At 67.6% G+C, this 17,577-nt stretch carries 18 protein-coding genes; 11 read left to right on the top strand and 7 right to left on the bottom strand.

The annotated features are described in order from the left end of the window. Window positions 1-41: 41 nt before the first annotated feature. Entirely contained in the window at window positions 42-467 is a 426-nt protein-coding gene (locus tag WV31_RS11760) for an acyl-CoA thioesterase (RefSeq protein WP_085373735.1), read from the top strand. Window positions 468-621: 154 nt separating this feature from the next. Next, on the top strand, window positions 622-1,041 hold the full coding sequence (gene irrA / locus WV31_RS11755) for an iron response transcriptional regulator IrrA (protein WP_068429339.1): 420 nt from the start codon (window positions 622-624) through the stop codon (window positions 1,039-1,041). Window positions 1,042-1,186: 145 nt separating this feature from the next. Here the strand turns inward: irrA and WV31_RS11750 are convergent, their stop codons facing one another. Further along, a complete protein-coding gene (locus WV31_RS11750) occupies window positions 1,187-1,606 on the bottom strand; it encodes a hypothetical protein (RefSeq protein ID WP_085373734.1) in 420 nt (139 codons plus the stop codon). Then, window positions 1,603-2,277: an EI24 domain-containing protein gene (locus WV31_RS11745; protein ID WP_085373733.1), complete on the bottom strand. Its 675-nt coding sequence runs from the start codon at window positions 2,275-2,277 to the stop codon at window positions 1,603-1,605. Before WV31_RS11745 ends, WV31_RS11750 begins: the two co-directional genes overlap by 4 nt. A gap of 189 nt (window positions 2,278-2,466) precedes the next feature. Here WV31_RS11745 and WV31_RS11740 point away from each other — a divergent pair, with 189 nt between their 5' ends. The 3 genes from WV31_RS11740 (at window position 2,467) to WV31_RS11730 (ending at window position 6,237) form a co-directional block, all read left to right on the top strand. After that, a complete protein-coding gene (locus WV31_RS11740) occupies window positions 2,467-3,483 on the top strand; it encodes an adenosine kinase (RefSeq protein ID WP_085373732.1) in 1,017 nt (338 codons plus the stop codon). Between the two features lie 11 nt (window positions 3,484-3,494). Beyond that, window positions 3,495-5,315 carry a translational GTPase TypA gene (gene typA, locus WV31_RS11735; protein ID WP_085373731.1) on the top strand — a complete coding sequence of 607 codons (1,821 nt, stop codon included), beginning with the start codon at window positions 3,495-3,497 and terminating at the stop codon, window positions 5,313-5,315. A gap of 130 nt (window positions 5,316-5,445) precedes the next feature. After that, window positions 5,446-6,237, top strand: a complete 792-nt coding sequence (locus WV31_RS11730) for a DUF2189 domain-containing protein (RefSeq protein ID WP_085373730.1) — start codon at window positions 5,446-5,448, stop codon at window positions 6,235-6,237. Window positions 6,238-6,289: 52 nt separating this feature from the next. Here WV31_RS11730 and WV31_RS11725 read toward each other — a convergent pair whose 3' ends face one another. The 3 genes from WV31_RS11725 to WV31_RS11715 all read right to left on the bottom strand — a co-directional run bounded on the left by WV31_RS11725 (window position 6,290) and on the right by WV31_RS11715 (window position 10,298). Beyond that, window positions 6,290-7,012: a Bax inhibitor-1/YccA family protein gene (locus WV31_RS11725; RefSeq protein WP_206072540.1), complete on the bottom strand. Its 723-nt coding sequence runs from the start codon at window positions 7,010-7,012 to the stop codon at window positions 6,290-6,292. A gap of 77 nt (window positions 7,013-7,089) precedes the next feature. After that, window positions 7,090-9,612, bottom strand: a complete 2,523-nt coding sequence (locus WV31_RS11720) for an ABC transporter permease (RefSeq protein ID WP_085373728.1) — start codon at window positions 9,610-9,612, stop codon at window positions 7,090-7,092. After that, a complete protein-coding gene (locus WV31_RS11715; RefSeq protein ID WP_085373727.1) occupies window positions 9,609-10,298 on the bottom strand; it encodes an ABC transporter ATP-binding protein in 690 nt (229 codons plus the stop codon). Before WV31_RS11715 ends, WV31_RS11720 begins: the two co-directional genes overlap by 4 nt. A gap of 117 nt (window positions 10,299-10,415) precedes the next feature. On the opposite strand from WV31_RS11715, the gene WV31_RS11710 reads away from it, so the two are divergent. The 4 genes from WV31_RS11710 (at window position 10,416) to WV31_RS11695 (ending at window position 13,266) form a co-directional block, all read left to right on the top strand. Then, a complete protein-coding gene (locus WV31_RS11710; protein ID WP_085373726.1) occupies window positions 10,416-10,991 on the top strand; it encodes an arylesterase in 576 nt (191 codons plus the stop codon). Next, window positions 10,988-12,109 (top strand): FIST signal transduction protein, encoded by a 1,122-nt coding sequence (locus WV31_RS11705; RefSeq protein WP_085373725.1) that lies wholly within the window; start codon window positions 10,988-10,990, stop codon window positions 12,107-12,109. Before WV31_RS11710 ends, WV31_RS11705 begins: the two co-directional genes overlap by 4 nt. Next, window positions 12,106-12,642: an RNA 2',3'-cyclic phosphodiesterase gene (gene thpR, locus WV31_RS11700; RefSeq protein WP_085373724.1), complete on the top strand. Its 537-nt coding sequence runs from the start codon at window positions 12,106-12,108 to the stop codon at window positions 12,640-12,642. Before WV31_RS11705 ends, thpR begins: the two co-directional genes overlap by 4 nt. A gap of 78 nt (window positions 12,643-12,720) precedes the next feature. Beyond that, a complete protein-coding gene (locus WV31_RS11695) occupies window positions 12,721-13,266 on the top strand; it encodes a hypothetical protein (protein WP_085373723.1) in 546 nt (181 codons plus the stop codon). Between the two features lie 151 nt (window positions 13,267-13,417). Here WV31_RS11695 and WV31_RS11690 read toward each other — a convergent pair whose 3' ends face one another. Next, window positions 13,418-13,657, bottom strand: coding sequence for a hypothetical protein (locus tag WV31_RS11690; protein WP_085373722.1), 240 nt, complete (start codon window positions 13,655-13,657; stop codon window positions 13,418-13,420). 258 nt (window positions 13,658-13,915) lie between these two features. Between WV31_RS11690 and WV31_RS11685 the strand changes: the two genes are divergently transcribed. After that, the gene (locus WV31_RS11685) at window positions 13,916-14,770 is read left to right on the top strand and encodes a DMT family transporter (protein WP_145980856.1); all 855 of its coding nucleotides are present in this window, start codon (window positions 13,916-13,918) and stop codon (window positions 14,768-14,770) included. Here the strand turns inward: WV31_RS11685 and WV31_RS11680 are convergent. After that, on the bottom strand, window positions 14,764-16,425 hold the full coding sequence (locus WV31_RS11680; protein WP_085373720.1) for a cation acetate symporter: 1,662 nt from the start codon (window positions 16,423-16,425) through the stop codon (window positions 14,764-14,766). The two genes, WV31_RS11685 and WV31_RS11680, sit on opposite strands and share 7 nt — an antisense overlap. A gap of 376 nt (window positions 16,426-16,801) precedes the next feature. Between WV31_RS11680 and WV31_RS11675 the strand changes: the two genes are divergently transcribed. After that, the gene (locus WV31_RS11675) at window positions 16,802-17,572 is read left to right on the top strand and encodes a DUF4198 domain-containing protein (protein ID WP_085373719.1); all 771 of its coding nucleotides are present in this window, start codon (window positions 16,802-16,804) and stop codon (window positions 17,570-17,572) included. Window positions 17,573-17,577: the final 5 nt, after the last annotated feature.

Here is a 17,577-nt window from a genome sequence, read left to right as displayed (position 1 = left end):
TAATCGGCATTCGAATACCGATTTCACGGAGGCCGGTCCGGATGAACGTGTTTTCCGTCACAAGACGGGTGAGCTGGGGCGATTGCGACCCGGCGGGCATCCTTTACACCCCCCGCGTCTTCGATTACTGCACCGAGGCCATCGAGCGCTGGTACGCCGGCCCCATGGGCACCGACTGGCCGACCATGAACCGCCGCGACAACATGGGTTCACCCACCGTCCACGCCGAATGCGACTATCTGGTCCCCATGGCGCCCGGCCTGGAGCTGGATGTGCGGGTGCTGGTCACCAAGGTCGGCACGTCCAGCATCAATTTCCAGGTGGAGGGCATGGCGGCGGACGGCACAATCCATTTCCGTGCCCGCTATGTCGCCTGCATCACCGACTTCGCCCGATCCAAGGCGGTGCCCATTCCCGAACCGCTGCGCAGCCGCATCGTGGCCTATGGAAACGCCTGTCCGGCGTAACCATGTATGAAAAATGGCGATTTTGGCCAAGTCCCTAATACCAAAGCCCTAATTCCCAAAAAAATTGGCTCTATGGGACTTTATCTTTCGAAGAACTCTATGTTAGCGTTGAGATAGATCAATTCCACCCCACCCCGAAAGGGCGGTTGCCACCATGACCATGATCACCGTTCGCCCCTACAGTCACGCCCTGGACCGGCTCCGCGCCGTGGGTCTGCGCCCCACCCGCCAGCGTCTGGCCCTGGCCCGCCTGCTGTTCGACGGCGGCGACCGCCACATCTCGGCGGAGCAGCTCCACACCGAGGCGCTGTCGTCGAGCATCCGGGTCTCGCTGGCCACCGTCTACAACACACTGCACCAGTTCACCGACGCCGGTCTGCTGCGCGAGATCGTGGTGGATGCGGGCCGCAGCTACTTCGACACCAACACCAGCGACCACCACCACTTCTTCTACGAGAAGAGCGGCAAGCTGTGCGACATCCCCGCCGACCTGATCGCCGTGGCCAAGGTGCCCGACGCCCCCGAGGGCTTCAACATCAGCCGCGTGGAAGTGATCGTCCGGGTGGACGGCTGAGGCTTGGACTTTACGGTTCCCTCGATCTCCAAGGGAACGAACCGGCCCAGGGCCGCCTTTCGCAAGAAGGGCGGCCCTGAGTCGTTTCGGTAGCTTTGGGGTGCCTCTCGCGGGAGAGGCACCCCGGAGTCGTTTGAGAAACACCTCAGCTGGTGGGCGCACCGTCGCGCCGGGCCAGGACCTCGTCCAGGCAGGCCATATCGCCCATGAAGCCGCCATTGGGGGCGCGCACCGCGTAATGGGCCACCACCATGCGCCCCTTCTCCTCATAGAGGAACAGGTCCAGGGTGCAGACCTTGACCCGGTACTGCCAGATCTCGGCCGGCGGGTCGCGGCGCACGAAACCGGGCCTGCCCAGGGCACGCTGGACGGCGCCGGCACTCATGCCCTTCAGCGCGGCCGGGGCCATGGTGCCCGGGGCGGGCGGGCTCATCAGCGCCAGCTGTTCCTCGTTCTCCACCCCCGACGCGCCGGTCACCGGGCCGCCGCCCGTGGCCGAGTTCCCCGCCCCGTTGCAGGCGGCCACCAGAAGCAGAAGCGACACGGACGCGAGGCGCTGGATCATTCTTTCCTCAGGGACTGGAAGACGTGGACCATGAAGGCGGTGGCCACCACCGGGGCGGTGAGGTTCAGCAGCGGAATCTGGAACAGCAGGTTGATGGCCGCGCCGCACAGCCACAGCCGCCCGAGATTGTTGCGAAACACCATGCGCATGGCGTCCGGCTCCATGCGGCGGGCCGCCACCACCTCGAAATACTCGCGGCCCAGCAGATAGCCGTTGACCGCGTAGTTGAGGAAGATGCCGAAGCCCAGGAACAGCAGCGCCAGATAGAACGGCGCGGCCACGGCGGTGATCAGCCCCATGACCAGCAAAAAGCGGGTGGACAGGCGCAGGATCTCGGCCCACCCCATCTCGCGCGCCGGCCCCAGTTGAGGATAGTGCTCCGCCTCGACGATATCGGCCACGTCGTCCAGCCAGAAGCTCATGACGAAGGTGGCCAGCGCCGAGAAGAACAGGATGGGCAGCAGCAGCGCGGTGATGCCCAGAACCACCCCGGCGCTCATGTCGGCCAGGACGTTCTCGAACAGGTGAATCTGGCGCAGCAGGGCCGAGGCGCCCAGCGCCAGCGCGATCCAGCAGGCCAGCGCCGCCGCCACCCCGAAACCCAGGATGCGGCGCAGGCGCGGGTCGCCCAATTGGGCGAAGGCCTTCACAAAAGCGGCGGGAATGGTCATGGAACCCCTGGCCAAAGCGGTGTCATCGGCCGGAATTCAAGCACGCATGGCGCTGCCCGCCAAGTGTCAAGGCGGTTTTTGTTGTTTATGGCGGCTCCATGGCTATACTGCGCCGCAAAATGCCCCCGGAACCCGCGCGGCCCGCGCCCGGGGCACAGACTTTCCTTGCGAGAAGGCCCGTATTCGACCATGGCGGACAAGACCATTCACGTCGCCGGCATCGGCAACGCGATCGTTGACGTACTGGTGCATGCCGACGACCTGCTGCTGCACAAGCTCGGCCTGACCAAGGGTGTGATGACCCTGATCGACGCCGAGCAGGCCGAATCCATCTACGCCCAGCTTCCCCCCGGCATCGAATGCTCGGGCGGTTCGGCCGCCAACACCATCGCCGGCATCGCCGCCTTGGGGGGCCGCGCCGCCTATGTGGGCAAGGTCAAGAGCGACCAGTTGGGCCAGGTCTTCCGCCACGACATCCGCAATTCCGGCGTCCATTTCGAGACGCCCGCCGCCGATGGCGGTCCGTCCACGGCACGCTGCTTCGTGCTGGTCACCCCCGACGCCCAGCGCACCATGCTGACCTATCTGGGCGCCTGCGTGGAGCTGGGCCCCGACGACGTGGACACCGGCCTGATCGTCGGCGCCGAGGTCACCTATCTCGAGGGCTATCTCTACGATCCGCCCGAGGCCAAGCGCGCCTTCCTCAAGGCCGCCACCACCGCCCACGGCGCCGGCCGCCTGGTGTCGCTGTCGCTGTCCGACCCCTTCTGCGTCGACCGTCACCGCGACGCCTTCCTCGATCTGGTGTCGGGGCATGTGGACATCCTGTTCGCCAACGAGGCCGAGCTGATGAGCCTGTACGAGACCACCTCCTTCGACGACGCGGTGCGGGCCGTGCGCGGCCATTGCCGCGTCGCCGCCGTGACGCGGGGCGAGAAGGGCTCGGTGGTGGTGACCGCCGATGACGTCCACGTGGTCGGCGCCGACGATATCGACCAGCTGGTGGACACCACCGGCGCCGGCGACCTTTACGCCGCCGGCTTCCTGTTCGGCTTCACCCAGGGGCGCGACCTCGCCACCTGCGCCATGCTGGGCGGCATCGCCGCCGGCGAGATCATCTCGCATTACGGCGCGCGGCCCGAGCGTTCGCTCAAGGACCTGGCCCGCGCCAAGCTGGGCCCCCATATCTTCGAAAATCTCCGGTAAGAACGAGTCCCATGGAACTGCGCAACATCGCCATCATCGCCCACGTCGACCACGGCAAGACCACCCTGGTGGACGCCATGCTGCGGCAATCGGGAACCTTCCGCGAAAATCAGCAGGTGGCTGAACGCGTGATGGATTCCAACGACCTGGAAAAGGAACGCGGCATCACCATCCTGGCCAAGTGCACCTCGGTCGAGTGGAAGGGCACGCGCATCAACATCGTCGACACCCCCGGCCACGCCGATTTCGGCGGCGAGGTGGAGCGCATCCTGTCCATGGTCGACGGCGTGGTGGTGCTGGTTGACGCGGCCGAAGGCCCCATGCCCCAGACCAAGTTCGTCACCGGCAAGGCGCTGGGTCTGGGCCTGCGCCCCATCGTGGTGATCAACAAGGTGGACCGCGGCGACGCCCGCCCCCACGAGGTGCATGACGAGTGCTTCGACCTGTTCGCGGCGCTGGACGCCGATGACGACCAGCTGGACTTCCCCACCATGTTCGCGGTGGGCCGCGACGGCTGGGCCGACGATTCGCTGGAAGGCCCGCGCAAGGACCTGTCGGCGCTGTTCGACCTGATCGTCAAGCACGTGCCCGCGCCCAAGCGCGACCTCGAGGCGCCGTTCTCCATGCTGGCCACCACGCTGGAGGCCGATCCCTATCTCGGCCGCGTGCTGACGGGCCGCATCTATTCCGGCACCGCCAAGCTGAACATGGCGGTCAAGGGCCTGTCCCACGACGGCAAGCTGCTCGAGAATTTCCGCCTGACCAAGCTCCTGGCCTTCCGCGGCATCGAGCGCGTTCCGGTGGAAAGCGCCGAGGCGGGCGACATCATCGCCATCGCCGGCATGACCAAGCCCACCGTGGCCGACACCATCTGCGCCCCCGAGGTCACCGAGGCGCTCAAGGCCAATCCCATCGATCCGCCGACCCTGGCCATGACCTTCTCGGTCAACGACTCTCCCCTGGCCGGCCAGGAAGGCGACAAGGTGACGAGCCGCATGATCGGCGCCCGTCTGGCGCGTGAGGCCGAGTCCAACGTCGCCATCCACATCCGCGAGACCGAGACCAAGGACGCCTTCGAGGTGTCGGGCCGCGGCGAGCTGCAGCTGGGCGTGCTGATCGAGCAGATGCGCCGCGAGGGCTTCGAGCTGTCCATCTCGCGCCCCCGCGTGCTGTTCAAGACCGACGAGGACGGCAAGCGCCTGGAACCCATCGAGGAAGTGTTCATCGACGTGGACGAGGAATATTCCGGCGTCGTGGTCGAGAAGATGAGCCTGCGCAAGGCCGAGCTCACCGGCATGCGGCCGTCCGGCGGCGGCAAGACCCGCGTCACCTTCCTGGCCCCGGCCCGCGGCCTGATCGGCTATCACGGCGAGTTCCTCACCGATACCCGCGGCACCGGCCTGATGAACCGCATGTTCCATGGCTACGCCCCCTACAAGGGCGCCATCGAGGGCCGCCGCAACGGCGTCTTGATCTCCAACGGCCAGGGCGACGCGGTGACCTACGCGCTGTGGAACCTGGAAGATCGCGGCTCCATGTTCATCACCGGCAACGTCAAGATCTACGAGGGCATGATCATCGGCGAGCACAATCGCCCCAATGACCTCGAGGTCAACGCGCTGAAGGCCAAGCAGCTGACCAACATCCGCGCCGCCGGCAAGGACGAGGCGGTCAAGCTGACGCCGCCCCGCAAGATGAGCCTGGAACAGGCCATCGCCTATATCGAGGACGACGAGCTGGTGGAGGTGACTCCTAAGTCCATCCGCTTGCGCAAGCGCCTGCTCGACCCCAACGAGCGCAAGAAGGCGGAACGCGCCGCCAAGAACGACTGATGCGATGATCCGCCCCGGCAGCGATGCCGGGGCGGTTTCACGAAGGGCGTGGTCTTTCGCCCTCCCTTTCCCCCAAGCCGCCCGCTTCCCATATGACCCTGATCAGGTCCATGGAAAGGGGAGGCCCGTCATGGCCGTCACCGATACCGTCTCACCCCAGGACACCCCCATCCGGCGGGAGAAGGTCCGCGCCGTCACCTTCGCCCAGGTGCTGGGCTGGGTGGCCGCCGGATGGCGCGACACACGGGCGGCCGGCCGCCTCAGCCTGCTGTATGGCGGGACCTTCGTGGTGGCGGGGCTTTTGCTTACCGGCGGGCTGGCCCTGGCCGGGATGGAATACCTGATCACCCCCCTGGTCGAGGGGTTCATGCTGGTGGCGCCGCTGCTGGCCTTGGGCCTTTACGAGATTTCCCGGCGCCTGGAACGGGGCGAGCCCCTGGACTGGCGGCCCATTCTCCTGTGCTGGCGGCCCAACCGCTTCCACATGATGACCGCCGGGCTGATCTACATGCTCTATCTGATGATCTGGGCGCGTCTCGCCGTGATCATCTTCGCCGTCTGCCTGCCCAACCAGCCCACCGACTGGCGGAGCCTGATGGAGGTGCTGCCCACCCTGGACGGAATCGCCTTCATCATCACCAGCACCCTCTTCGGCGGCGCGCTGGCCGCCATCGCGTTCGCCACCAATGTGGTCACCCTGCCGGCCATGCTGGAGCGGCGCACCGATTTCTTCGCCGGCGCGGCGCTGTCGATCATGGCGGTGGCCCGCAATCCCGGCCCCATGGCGCTGTGGGCCGCCCTGCTGGCCGGAATCACCGGCCTGGGCCTGGCCCTCGGACTGGTGGGTCTGGTGGTGGCCCTGCCGGTGGCCGGACACGCCAGCTGGCACGCCTACCGCGATCTGATCGTTCCCGATCCATAGAAAAACCCGCCCCTTTCGGGGCGGGTCCGTTCGTTCGCTTAGGAACCGGCGACTACTCGTCGCGGCGCACGCCCAGGAACTGCAGCAGGAACATGAACAGGTTGATGAAGTCCATGTAGAGCTGCAGGGCGCCGAACACCGCCTTCTTCGAGGCGACCTCGCTGTCGTCGCCTTCCCAGTACATCTGCTTGATGTTCTGGGTGTCGTAGGCGGTGAGGCCCGCGAAGATCAGCACGCCGGCGGCACTCATCACGAAGTGCAGCATGGGGCTGGCCAGGAAGATGTTGACGATACCGGCGATCAGGAGGCCCCACACGCCCATGATCAGGAAGCTGCCCATGCCGGACAGGTCCTTCTTGGTGGTGTAGCCATAGAGGCTGAGGCCCGCGAAGGCCGCCGCGGTGATGAAGAACACCCGGGCCACCGACGCGCCGGTGAAGACCAGGAACACCGAGGCCAGCGAGGCGCCCATCAGGCCGGCATAGACCCAGAACAGGGTCGAGGCGGTCGAAGCGCGCATGCTGTCGATCTTGGCGCCCATGAAGAACACCAGACCCAGCGGGGCCAGCATGAACACCCACTTGAGCGGCGAGTAGACGGCGATGGCGGTAAGCGCAGGGACGCTGGCGATCACCCAGGCGACGATACCGGTGAGAGCCAGGGCTGAGGCCATGTAGTTATACACGCTCAGCATGTACTGCCGCAGACCCACGTCGATCTGAGCAGCCTCCGCCTGGGCGGCACTCATGTATCTGCGGTCTGTTCCGAAAGCCATGGTCGTTCCTTTGAACACTCAGTTGAACCTGAACACCAATATGAGGCACTTCGAGAAAGAATCAAGTTACACGGATTTCATTCATTCCTTAGTAATGGGGCGGTCTTAGCCCCAAGGGCCTGCCAGGTGCCGACGAAGCCGGCCAGCAGCGAGGCCGCCATACAGGCGGCCAGCGTCAGCAAAGTGGCGCCGGGCAGGAACACCCAGTCGGTCTTCATGACGTGAATCAGGATGGCGCGGGCCGCCAGCGAGCCCACCAGGGCGGCGGCCAGTCCGGTGGCCAGCCCGATCAGGGCGAACTCGGCCAGATGGGCCCGCCACAGCTGCGCCTTGGTCGCCCCCACCACTTTGAGCACCACCGCCTCCCACACCCGGCGGCGATGCCCGGCCATCACCGCCCCGGCCAGCACCAGCGCTCCGGCGGCCAGCGTCACCAGACCGGCCAGGCGCACCGCCAGATCGGCCTCGGCGATGATGGCCTTGACCGCGTCGAGCGCCTCCTTGACCCGGATGGAGGAGACGTTGGGCAGGCGGTCGGTCACCGCCTTTTCCACCACCGCGTCCATGCTGGGCCGGGTGCGCAGCGTGGCGATATAGGTATGCGGTGCGCCGTCCAGCACACCGGGCGACAGCAGGAAGGCGAAGTTCATGGAGAGGTTGGACCAGTCGATCTGGCGCAGCGACGCCACCTCCACCTCGATCTCGCGGCCCAGCACGTTGAGGCCCAGACGGTCGCCCACCTTGAGGCCGAAGCCCTTGGCCACGGCGGCGTCCACCGAGGCCAAAGGCGGCCCCTGGTAATCCACCGGCCACCACCGGCCCGAAACCAGCCTTGTGCCGTCCGGCAGCGCGGCGGCCGAGGACAGGCCGCGGTCGCCCCGGGCCGCCCATTCCGCCTCGGGGGCGATTTTCGCCTGGCCCACCGGCACCCCGCCGATGGAGGAGATGCGGCCTCTGACCATGGCCGCCTTGGACAAAGCGGCGTCCGGGTCGGTATCGCGCACCACCTTTTCCAATGCCTCCACCTGATCGGGTTGCACGTCGATGAAGTAGAAGGACGGCGCCTGTTCGGGGAGTCTTTCGCCGAACTGGGCGGCCAGATTGCCCTCCACCAGGGCGATGGTGACCAGCACGGAAAGCCCCAGGCCCAGCGACAGCACCATGCCCACCACCGCCGAGCCGGGGCGGTGCAGGTTGGCCAGCGCCATGCGCCAGGTGGGCCCCGCCGCCTTGCCGTGGCGGGCCGCCAGCACCGACGCCGCCCGCGCCAGGGCCCAGGCGAGCGCGCGGAACAGCACCAGGGTGGCGGCGGCCGCGCCCACGAACCAGGCGGCCAGGGGGCGGTTGGCGGCGGACGCCACCGCCAGCGCCGCCAGCCCGCCGCCCGACAGCACCAGGGCGGCCCAGACCGGCTTGCCCACCGGTCCGGCTTCAGGCGCCACCAGCCGGCGGAACAGCAGGGCGGCGGGCACCGCCTTGGCGCGGGCCAGGGGCCACAGGGTGAACACCAGGGCGGACAGCGCTCCGAATCCGGCGGCAACCACCAGCGGGCGGGGATAGAGCCCGGTCTTCAAGGCCAGGGGAATGCGCTCCGCCCCCAGCCCGGCCACCAGCGGCACCAGAGCGGCGCCCGCCGCCAGCCCGGCGACGATGCCGAGCCCGGCCAGCAATCCCACCAGCAGGAAATAGGTGGCGAAGATCAGCCCCGATGGCGCGCCCAGGCATTTCAGGGTGGCGATGGTGCCGATGCGGCCGTCCAGATAGGCCTTCACCGCGTTGGCCACGCCGATGCCGCCCACCAGCAGGGCGGTCAGCCCCACCAGGGACAGGAACGAGGCCATGGTGTCGAGGAAGCGCCCGACCCCGGGCGAGGCCTCGGCCACGTCTCTGACCTGCCAGGGGGACTCGGGGAAACGCCGGGCCAGATCGGCCTTGGCCGAAGCCGGATCACCGCCGCCGGGCAGGAGAAGACGGACGGTATGGCGCACCAGCGAGCCCGGGCGGATCAGCCCGGTGGCCTCCACCGCGCCGTTGGCCACCATCAGCCGGGGGCCGAAGGACAGGGCCGTGGCCACCCGGTCGGGCTCCTTGGCGATGATGGCGTTGATGCGCAAAGTAGCGTCGCCGACCTTCACCACGTCGCCCACCTTGAGCCCCAGGCGATCCAGCAGGTTGCCTTCGGCGGCCGCGCCCCATTGGCCGTCGCGAAGGGCGAAGGGCGAAGGGCCGGACGGCGAAAGCTCCAGCGCTCCCACCAGGGGATAGGCCCCATCGACGCCCTTCAACTCCACCAGGGAGCGCCGCGCATTGCCGTCCACCTGGACCATGGCCCGCATCTCGATGCCCTGGGTGATGCGGCCCAGGCGGGCAAGCGCCGCCAGCATGCCCGCTTCGAAGGGCTGGTGGGTCTGGCGGATGTCGAGATCGCCGCCCAGCAGGGCGCGGGCGTCCTCGGCCAGCGCCGCGTCGAAGGCGGCGCGCAAACTGCCCGCCCCGGCGATGGCCGCCACGCCGAGCGCAAGACAGGCCACCAGCACCCGAAAGCCCTTGAGCCCGCCACGCAACTCGCGCCGGGCGAACTTGATCGCCAACCCGATCACGACCGGATCTTCCCATCCTCGACCCGGACCACCCGTCCGCACCGCGCCGCCAGATGGTCGTCATGGGTGACCAGCACCAGGGCGGTGCCGAAACGGGCGTTGAGGTCGAACAGCAGATCCATCACGGCGCGGCCGGTGGCGCCGTCCAGGTTGCCGGTGGGCTCGTCGGCCAGCAGCAATCCGGGCCGGATCACGAAGGCGCGGGCCAGGGCGACGCGCTGCTGCTCGCCCCCCGACAGCTGGCCGGGATAGTGGGCGAGGCGCTTGGCGAGCCCGACCCGGCCCAGTTCCTCTTCCGCCGCCCCGAAGGGATCGGCGTGCCCGGCCAGTTCCAGCGGCACCGCCACGTTCTCCAGCGCCGTCATGGTGGGAATCAGGTGGAAGCTCTGGAAGACGATACCGATGCGGTCGCGGCGGAAACGCGCCAGCCCGTCCTCGTCCAGGGTGGAAAAATCGGTGCCGCCCACCGCCACCCGGCCCGATGTGGGGCGTTCCAGACCGGCCATGACCATCAGCAGGGTGGACTTTCCCGACCCCGACGGCCCGACCACGCCCACCGTCTCGCCGGTGATCACCTCCAGGTCGATGCCATCGAGAACATTGACCTCGCCCGCCAGGCTCGCCAAGTTGAGATGGACGGCTTCCAGCGAAACCAAGGGGAGGCCGGCGATGGAACGCTGATGCATGCGAGGGTGACTTTCTTGGATGAGCGGAACGCCTTGGACAGGATAGACGGGGAACGGCGCTCGGTCTTGCGATATGGGGCCGCCCTGGTGCTTGTCAATGTACTGGGAGGAACCCGCATGGCCCAGGCGGCCCCCGCCATCCGCATCCTGGCCTTGGGCGATTCGCTCACCGCCGGCTTCGGCCTGGCGCCGGAAGAGGCGTTTCCCGCCCGGCTGGAGCGCGCGCTCAGGGCCGAGGGCAAAGACGTCAGCCTGATCAATGCCGGCGTGTCGGGCGACACCACCGCCGGGGGCAAGGCGCGCCTCGACTGGGCGCTGGCCGCCAAGCCCCAGCTCGCCATTCTCGAGCTGGGGGCCAATGACGGGCTGCGCGGCCTCGATCCCAGGCTGACCCACGCCAATCTGGATTCCATCCTGAAGCGGTTCAAGGCGGCGGGTGTGCCGGTGCTGCTGACCGGCATGCTGGCGCCACCCAATTACGGCAAGGAGTTCGAGGCGGAGTTCAAGGCGGTGTTCGCCCGCCTGGCCGCCGAGCACGACGTGGTGTTCTATCCCTTCTTCCTGGACGGCGTGGCCGGCGATCCCCGCCTGTGCCTGCCCGACGGCCTGCACCCCAACGCCAAGGGAGTGGACGTGATCGTCGAGCGCATCCTGCCCTCCGTCCGCAAGCTGCTGGAAAGGGGAAAGCCATGACCGCCGACCTTGCCCCTTCGCTCGCCCCTTTCCGGGTCGCCCATGCCAGGGGCAATCATTGGGGCACCACCGCCAAGGCCTGCCTCGACCAGTTGGGGCCGCTGCCGCCCGGCGCCAATTTCGGCTTTCTCTACGCCACCGAGCCCTTCGCCCCCAACCTGTCCTCGCTTCTGACCTTCCTGCGCGAGACCACCCGCATCGAGCATTGGGTGGGCGGCGTGGCCCCCGGCCTGTGCGTGGGCGGCGAGGAAATCCGCGACGAAGGCGCCGTGGCCGCCATGGTCGGCCGCCTGCCCCCCGACCAGTTCCGGGTGTTCATCGGCGACGCCGGCGACTGGAGCCGGCGCCACTTCCCCTGTGTCGGACTGGTCCACGGCGATCCCCGCGACCCCGACGTGCCCCGGGCCATCGTCGATCTGGCCGCCGAGGCGGGATTCCTGGCCGGCGGCCTGATGAGCGCGGCGGGGCCGGCGGCGCAATTGGCCGGCATCGCCACCGACGGCGGGCTGGCCGGGGTGCTGCTGGGATCGGGCATCGAGGTGCTGACCGGCATGACCCAGGGCTGCTCGCCCTTGGGCGCCATCCACACCGTCACCGAATCCTGGCAGGGCGTGGTGATGGCCCTGGACGGCCGCCCGGCGCTCCAGGTGCTGAAGGAGGAGGTGGGTGAATTGCTGGCCCGCGACCTGCGGCGCATCGCCGGCTACATCCATGTGGGCCTGCCGGGGGATGGCGACGACGGCCACGACTATCAGGTCCGCACCCTGATCGGCATCGACCCCAACCAGGGCTGGATCGCCATCGGCGACCATGTGGAGGAAGGGGGCAAGCTGATGTTCGTGCGCCGCGACGCCAACGCGGCGCGCATGGACATGAAGCGCATGCTGGATGGAATGAAGGAGCGCCTGGACGGGCGCTCCATCCGGGCGGGGATCTACGTCTCGTGCACCGGACGGGGCGAGCACATGTTCGGCCATCAGGGCGCCGAACCGGAGCTTCTGCACGAGGTGCTGGGCGATTTCCCGCTGATCGGCTTCTTCGCCAACGGCGAGATCAGCCGCGACCATCTCTACGGCTTCACCGGCGTGCTGGCCCTGCTGCCGGAGCCCAGGCCGTGATCCGCCTGTTCGTCGGCATCGGCTTCGACGAGGATCTGGCATCGCGCATCAGCCGGTTGCCGCGGGGCCTGCCCGGCGCCCGCTGGGTGGACGCCGCCAACCTGCACCTGACGCTGCGCTTCATCGGCGAGGTGGAGGAGGATCTGGCCGAGGAGATTCACCACCATCTCGCCGCCCTGGCCGAGCCGCCCTTCGCCCTGACGCTGGCCGGGCTGGGCCTGTTCGGCGACCGCCACCAGGCCCATACCCTGTGGCTGGGCGTCGAGCGCTCCGAATCCCTGTCCCGGCTTGCCGCACGCGTCGATTCCGCCGTGGTGCAGGCGGGCGCCAGGACCGAGCCGCGCAAGTTCAATCCCCACGTCACCCTGGCGCGGCTCAAGGATACGCCGCCGGGGCGGCTGCAGGATTTCATCGACGCCACCGGCCATTTCCGCGAAGACCACGTGGCGGTGGAGCGCTTCACCCTGTTCCGCAGCACATTGGCCCGCCAGGGCGCCCAATACGACGCGCTGGAACATTACGCGCTGGGCTGACGCCCACATCTTGGGCCGGCATGGCCGGGCGCAAACATTCCCTTGTTAGCCCCAGGCCTTCACAGTATTTTCAAGGCCATGAACGCTTCGTCGCTCCGCCTTGTCCTGTGTCTCGCCGCCGCCCTCGGTCTGGCGGCGTGCTCGCGCGGGACCGACCTGCCGCCCGCCTCCAGCGCGGCAAGCGGCGACCAGCCGGCCAATTTCCAGCTGGTGACCGACATTCCCATTCCGTCGGGCGCCACCATGGACACCGATCGCTCGCTGATCCTGTCGGACCGCGACCGCTGGACCGGTCGGGTGGTGATGCGGCTGTTCAACTCGGCCAACGAGATCACCGCCTTCTACCAGCAGCAGATGCCCAATTTCGGCTGGCAGCCCATGATGAGCGTCATCGCCGAAACCAGCGTGCTGACCTATGTGCGCGGCGACCGCGCCGCCACCGTGCAGGTGGAGCGGCGCACCGTCTACGGTTCGGTGGTTTCGGTCACCGTGGCGCCCAAGCAGTCGGAAGGCGGAAACGCGTCGTCCTATGGCGGCGGCTACGACTCCGCGCCCGCACCGCGCTCGGCTCCGGCGGGCGGCATCCGCTCCGAGCAGCTGCCGCCCCCCTCGTCGCGACGCTAGATCATGTTCACCTTCGGCCTTAGCGCGGCCCTCTGGCCGCTTGGCCGCCGCCTCAATGGCGGCTGATTGCGGCATTTGGCGCGCGCCGCAAAGAACCCCAACGCAAAAAGCCCCCTTTCGGGGGCTTGCCGCGTCAACGGGAATCCCGCTCCTAAAGCAGGCGGTCCCGTACCTCGGCGATCAGGGAATTGAGCGAATCCACGGCGACGCCGTCGCGGGCCATCAGACGATGGATGATGGGGTCGGCCATCACCTCGTCCAGCGTCGGCTCGATGCCGCCGCTGCAATAGGCGAAGGCACGGGCGGAGCGGCCACCGATCGCGGTGCCAAGACGGCGCACGACGCGGATTTCGGCCGGTTGCGGGGTGGATCTGTATGCGCTTGACAGCATGGGCAGCCCCCTTTTCCGGTTGTAGCTCTGAAACGGACTATACAGGAGCCACCAAGGGATTGACAGAGTCGCTTTAGTATCAATTATTCTTGTTTTTTACGTTTATTGCGCTGCAGCAAGTATTTTGCGATGCGGTAACTGTCTGCAATAGGCCGTGTTTTTCGTGGTTGCATATGGGACTCATGCACCCGCATGTCAAGGGGCACCATACCGTTGTCATCCCACCTTCATCCTCAGTCTTCCACCCCGGGCAATCCCATGATGGGGATCACCGCCATGCTGGCCGCCACCTCGGTGTTCGCCGGCATGGACGCGCTGGTCAAGCTGCTGATGGCCGATTACTCGGTGATCCAGGTGCTGTTCTTCCGGGCCGGATTCGGGCTGGTTCCCCTGGCGCCGCTCTTGTGGCGGGGCGGAATCCGGTGCGTGGCGACCCGGCGGCCCTGGGCGCATGCGCTGCGTTCCACCGTCGGCCTGCTGGCGGTGGGCTGCTTCTTCATGGCCTTCCACCGATTGCCCCTGGTCCAGGTCACCGCCATCGGCTTCGCCGCGCCGCTGCTGATCACCGCGCTGTCGGTGCCGCTGCTGAAGGAGACGGTGTCGCCCGGCCGCTGGGCGGCGGTGGCGGCCGGGTTCGGCGGCATCCTGATCGTGGCGGGGCCCGACGCCTGGGGCGGTGAGTTGCTGGGCGTGGGAACCGCCTTCGCCGTGGCCGGCACCTTTCTCTACGCCCTGGTGATGGTGATGATGCGCGACATGGGCCGCACCGAGGCGGCGGTGACCACGGTGTTCTGGTTTTCAATACTGACCATGATCCTGACCGGCGCGGCGCTTCCCCTGGTCTGGCGGGTTCCCGATCCGCAGTCCTGGGGATTGTTCGCGTGCGCCGGCATCCTGGGCGGCATCGGCCAGTTGCTGATCAGTCAGGCGGTGCGCCTCGCCCCCGCCTCGACGGTGGCTCCCTTCGACTATTTCCACATCGTGGTGTCGTCCAGCCTGGGCTGGCTGATCTTCGCCGAGATCCCCACCCTCAGCACGCTAGCCGGCGCCACGGTGGTGGTGGCGTCCGGCCTGTACGTGATGCGGAGCGAGAAAAAACAGTCCCCTCAGTGAGCGGAAGCCCCCTCGGCGCCCAACCCGGTCTGGGAGCGGACGAACTGGGCGTCGAAGTCCGCCCTTTCGCGTGCCGCCCGCTCGCTGCGGTCGGTAACCGAGAAAGCCCAAGTGGCGGCGAAGCCGGCGGCCACCGAGAACAGGGCGGGATTGCCCCAGGGGAAGATGGGCTGGGGATAGCCCAGCACCGCCTTCCACACCGCCGGGCCCAGCACGGTCAGCACCACCGCCGAGACCAGGCCGACCGAGCCGCCCAGGATGGCGCCCCTGGACGTCAGCCCCGGCCACAGCATGGACAGCAGCAGCAGCGGGAAATTGGCCGAGGCGGCGATGGCCAGGGTGAGACCGGCCAGATAGGCGATGTTCTGCTTTTCGAACAGGACGCCCAGGATGATGGCGACGATGCCCAGCCCCAGGCTGGACAGGCGCGAGATGCGCAGTTCGGTCTCTTCCTTGGCGCGGCCGCGGGCGAACACGTTGGCATAGAGGTCGTGGGAGATGGCCGAGGCCCCGGCCAGCGTCAGCCCGGCCACCACCGCCAGGATGGTGGCGAAGGCCACCGCCGAGATGAAGCCCAGGAACAGATCGCCGCCCACCGCGTGGGCCAGCCACACGGCCGCCATGTTGCCGCCGCCCTTTAAGGCCTTGCCGTCGGCCAGATAGGCCGGATCGGTGGCCACCAGGGCGATGGCGCCGATGCCGATCACCACCGCCAGGACGTAGAAGAAGCCGATGAAGGCGGTGGCGTAGAACACCGACTTTCTGGCCTCGCGTGCGTCGGGGACGGTGAAGAAGCGCATCAGGATGTGGGGCAGCCCGGCGGTGCCGAAGGCCAGCGCCACCGCCAGCGAGATGGTGTCGATGGGGTCCTTGAACAGCAGGCCGGGCGACATGATGGCGGCCGAGCCCTTGACCTGGACCGCCTTGGCGAACATGGCCTCGGGCGAGAAGCCGAAGCGGGCCAGCACCGCGCCGGCCATGAAGGTGGCCCCCGACAGCAGCAGCACCGCCTTGATGATCTGCACCCAGGTGGTAGCCGCCATGCCGCCGAACACCACGTAGACCATCATCAGCCCGCCCACCAGGAACAGGGCGTAGAGGTAATCCATGCCGAACAGCAGCTTGATCAGCTGGCCCGCGCCGACCATCTGGGCGATCAGGTAGAACACCACCACGGTGAGCGAGCTGAAGGCGGCATAGGTGCGCACCGGCACCTTGGCCAGGCGATAGGCCACCACGTCGGCGAAGGTGTACTTGCCCAGATTGCGCAGCGGCTCCGCGATCAGGAACAGCATCAGCGGCCAGCCCACCACCACGCCGACGGCATAGACCATGCCGTCCATGCCGGTGCCGTAAAGCAGCGCCGTCACCCCCAGGAACGAGGCCGCCGACATGAAGTCGCCGGCGATGGCCAAACCGTTCTGGAAGCCCGAGATGCCGCCCCCCGCCGTGTAGAAGTCGGCCGCCGAGCGGGTGCGCTTGGACGCCCACCAGGTGATGCCCAGCGTCAGCAGCACGAAGGCCACGAACATCAGGATGGCATGCCAGTTGGTGGCCTGCTTGGCGGCCTGGCCGAGATCGGCGCCGGCGGCCCAGACGGGCAGCGACGGCGCCAGCAGCAGGGCGGCGAGGCCGAGGCGAGGAAGGTGGGGCATGGGAACGGCCTCTCCGGGTCTTATTGTGGTAATTAGGTACCTGTTTACCGATTTGATACGCCGGGCGCAAGTCCCTGTCATGCCGGCCGTCGTTTGAACCGACCTGTCATCCTGAGGACCGCAGGGAGGAAGAATCTTTCAGCGGCAAACTTCTGCCGCCATGGCGTGAAAGATCCCTCGGCTTCGCTCGGGATGACAGGAAGAGTCGCTTCTTTCGCTGAACGGCATCATTTCCGTATCCCCTTCGCTCCATCCCCAGGGACGGCTTTGGGGCGGCTCTTGGGGGGCTGCACCCAATTACCGCTTGGCCTGCTCCCTGCCCCCGCGTATGCTCGGGCCGAGAGATAACGAAGTCGCATAATCTTTGGGGGGATGGATGGTGAAGCGTGGCGCCGCAAGCCTGATGGCCTGTGTCCTGGGACTGCTTCCCGCGGCCGCGGCCGCCCATTTCCAGGAGCTGATCCCGTCCGCCGACATCGTGTCCGAACAAGGCGCGCGCGACATCCGCCTGGATCTGGCCTTCACCCATCCCATGGAGCGCGGCCCGGTGATGGAGATGGCGGCTCCGGTGCGCTTCGGCGTGCTGAGCGGCGGCAAGACCCGCGACCTCAAGGCCAGCCTCAAGCCCGCCAAGGCCGGCGACAAGACGGTGTTCACCGCCGAGTTCCGCCTGGACCAGCCCGGCGATTACCTCTTCTTCGTCGAGCCCGCCCCCTATTGGGAGAAGGCCGAGGGCAAGTGGATCGTGCACTACACCAAGGTGGTGGTGGATTTTGCCGGCGGCGGCGGCTGGGACAAGGCGATAGGCCTGCCCGTGGAGATCGAGCCGCTGGTTCGGCCCTACGGCTTGTGGACCGGCAATCTGTTCCGGGGAATCGTACGCAGAAACGGCAAGCCGCTTGCCTTCGCCGAGATCGAGGTGGAATGGCGTAACGACGGCTCGGTCAAGCCGCCGTCCGATCCCTTCGTCACCCAGGTGATCAAGGCCGATGCCTCGGGCCAGTTCGCCTATGCCATGCCGCGCGCCGGCTGGTGGGGCTTCGCCGCCCTGGTGGACGGCGACAAGCCGGCCAAGAGCCCCGAGGGCAAGCTGGCCAAGACCGAGTTGGGCGGCCTGATCTGGGTGCGCGCCCAGGACATGAAATAGGGAGT

This window comes from Magnetospirillum sp. ME-1 (assembly GCF_002105535.1).
Lineage (GTDB): Bacteria > Pseudomonadota > Alphaproteobacteria > Rhodospirillales > Magnetospirillaceae > Phaeospirillum.
The sequence above is the reverse complement of the archived record's forward strand: the minus strand, read 5'-3'. Positions and strand labels throughout refer to the sequence as shown.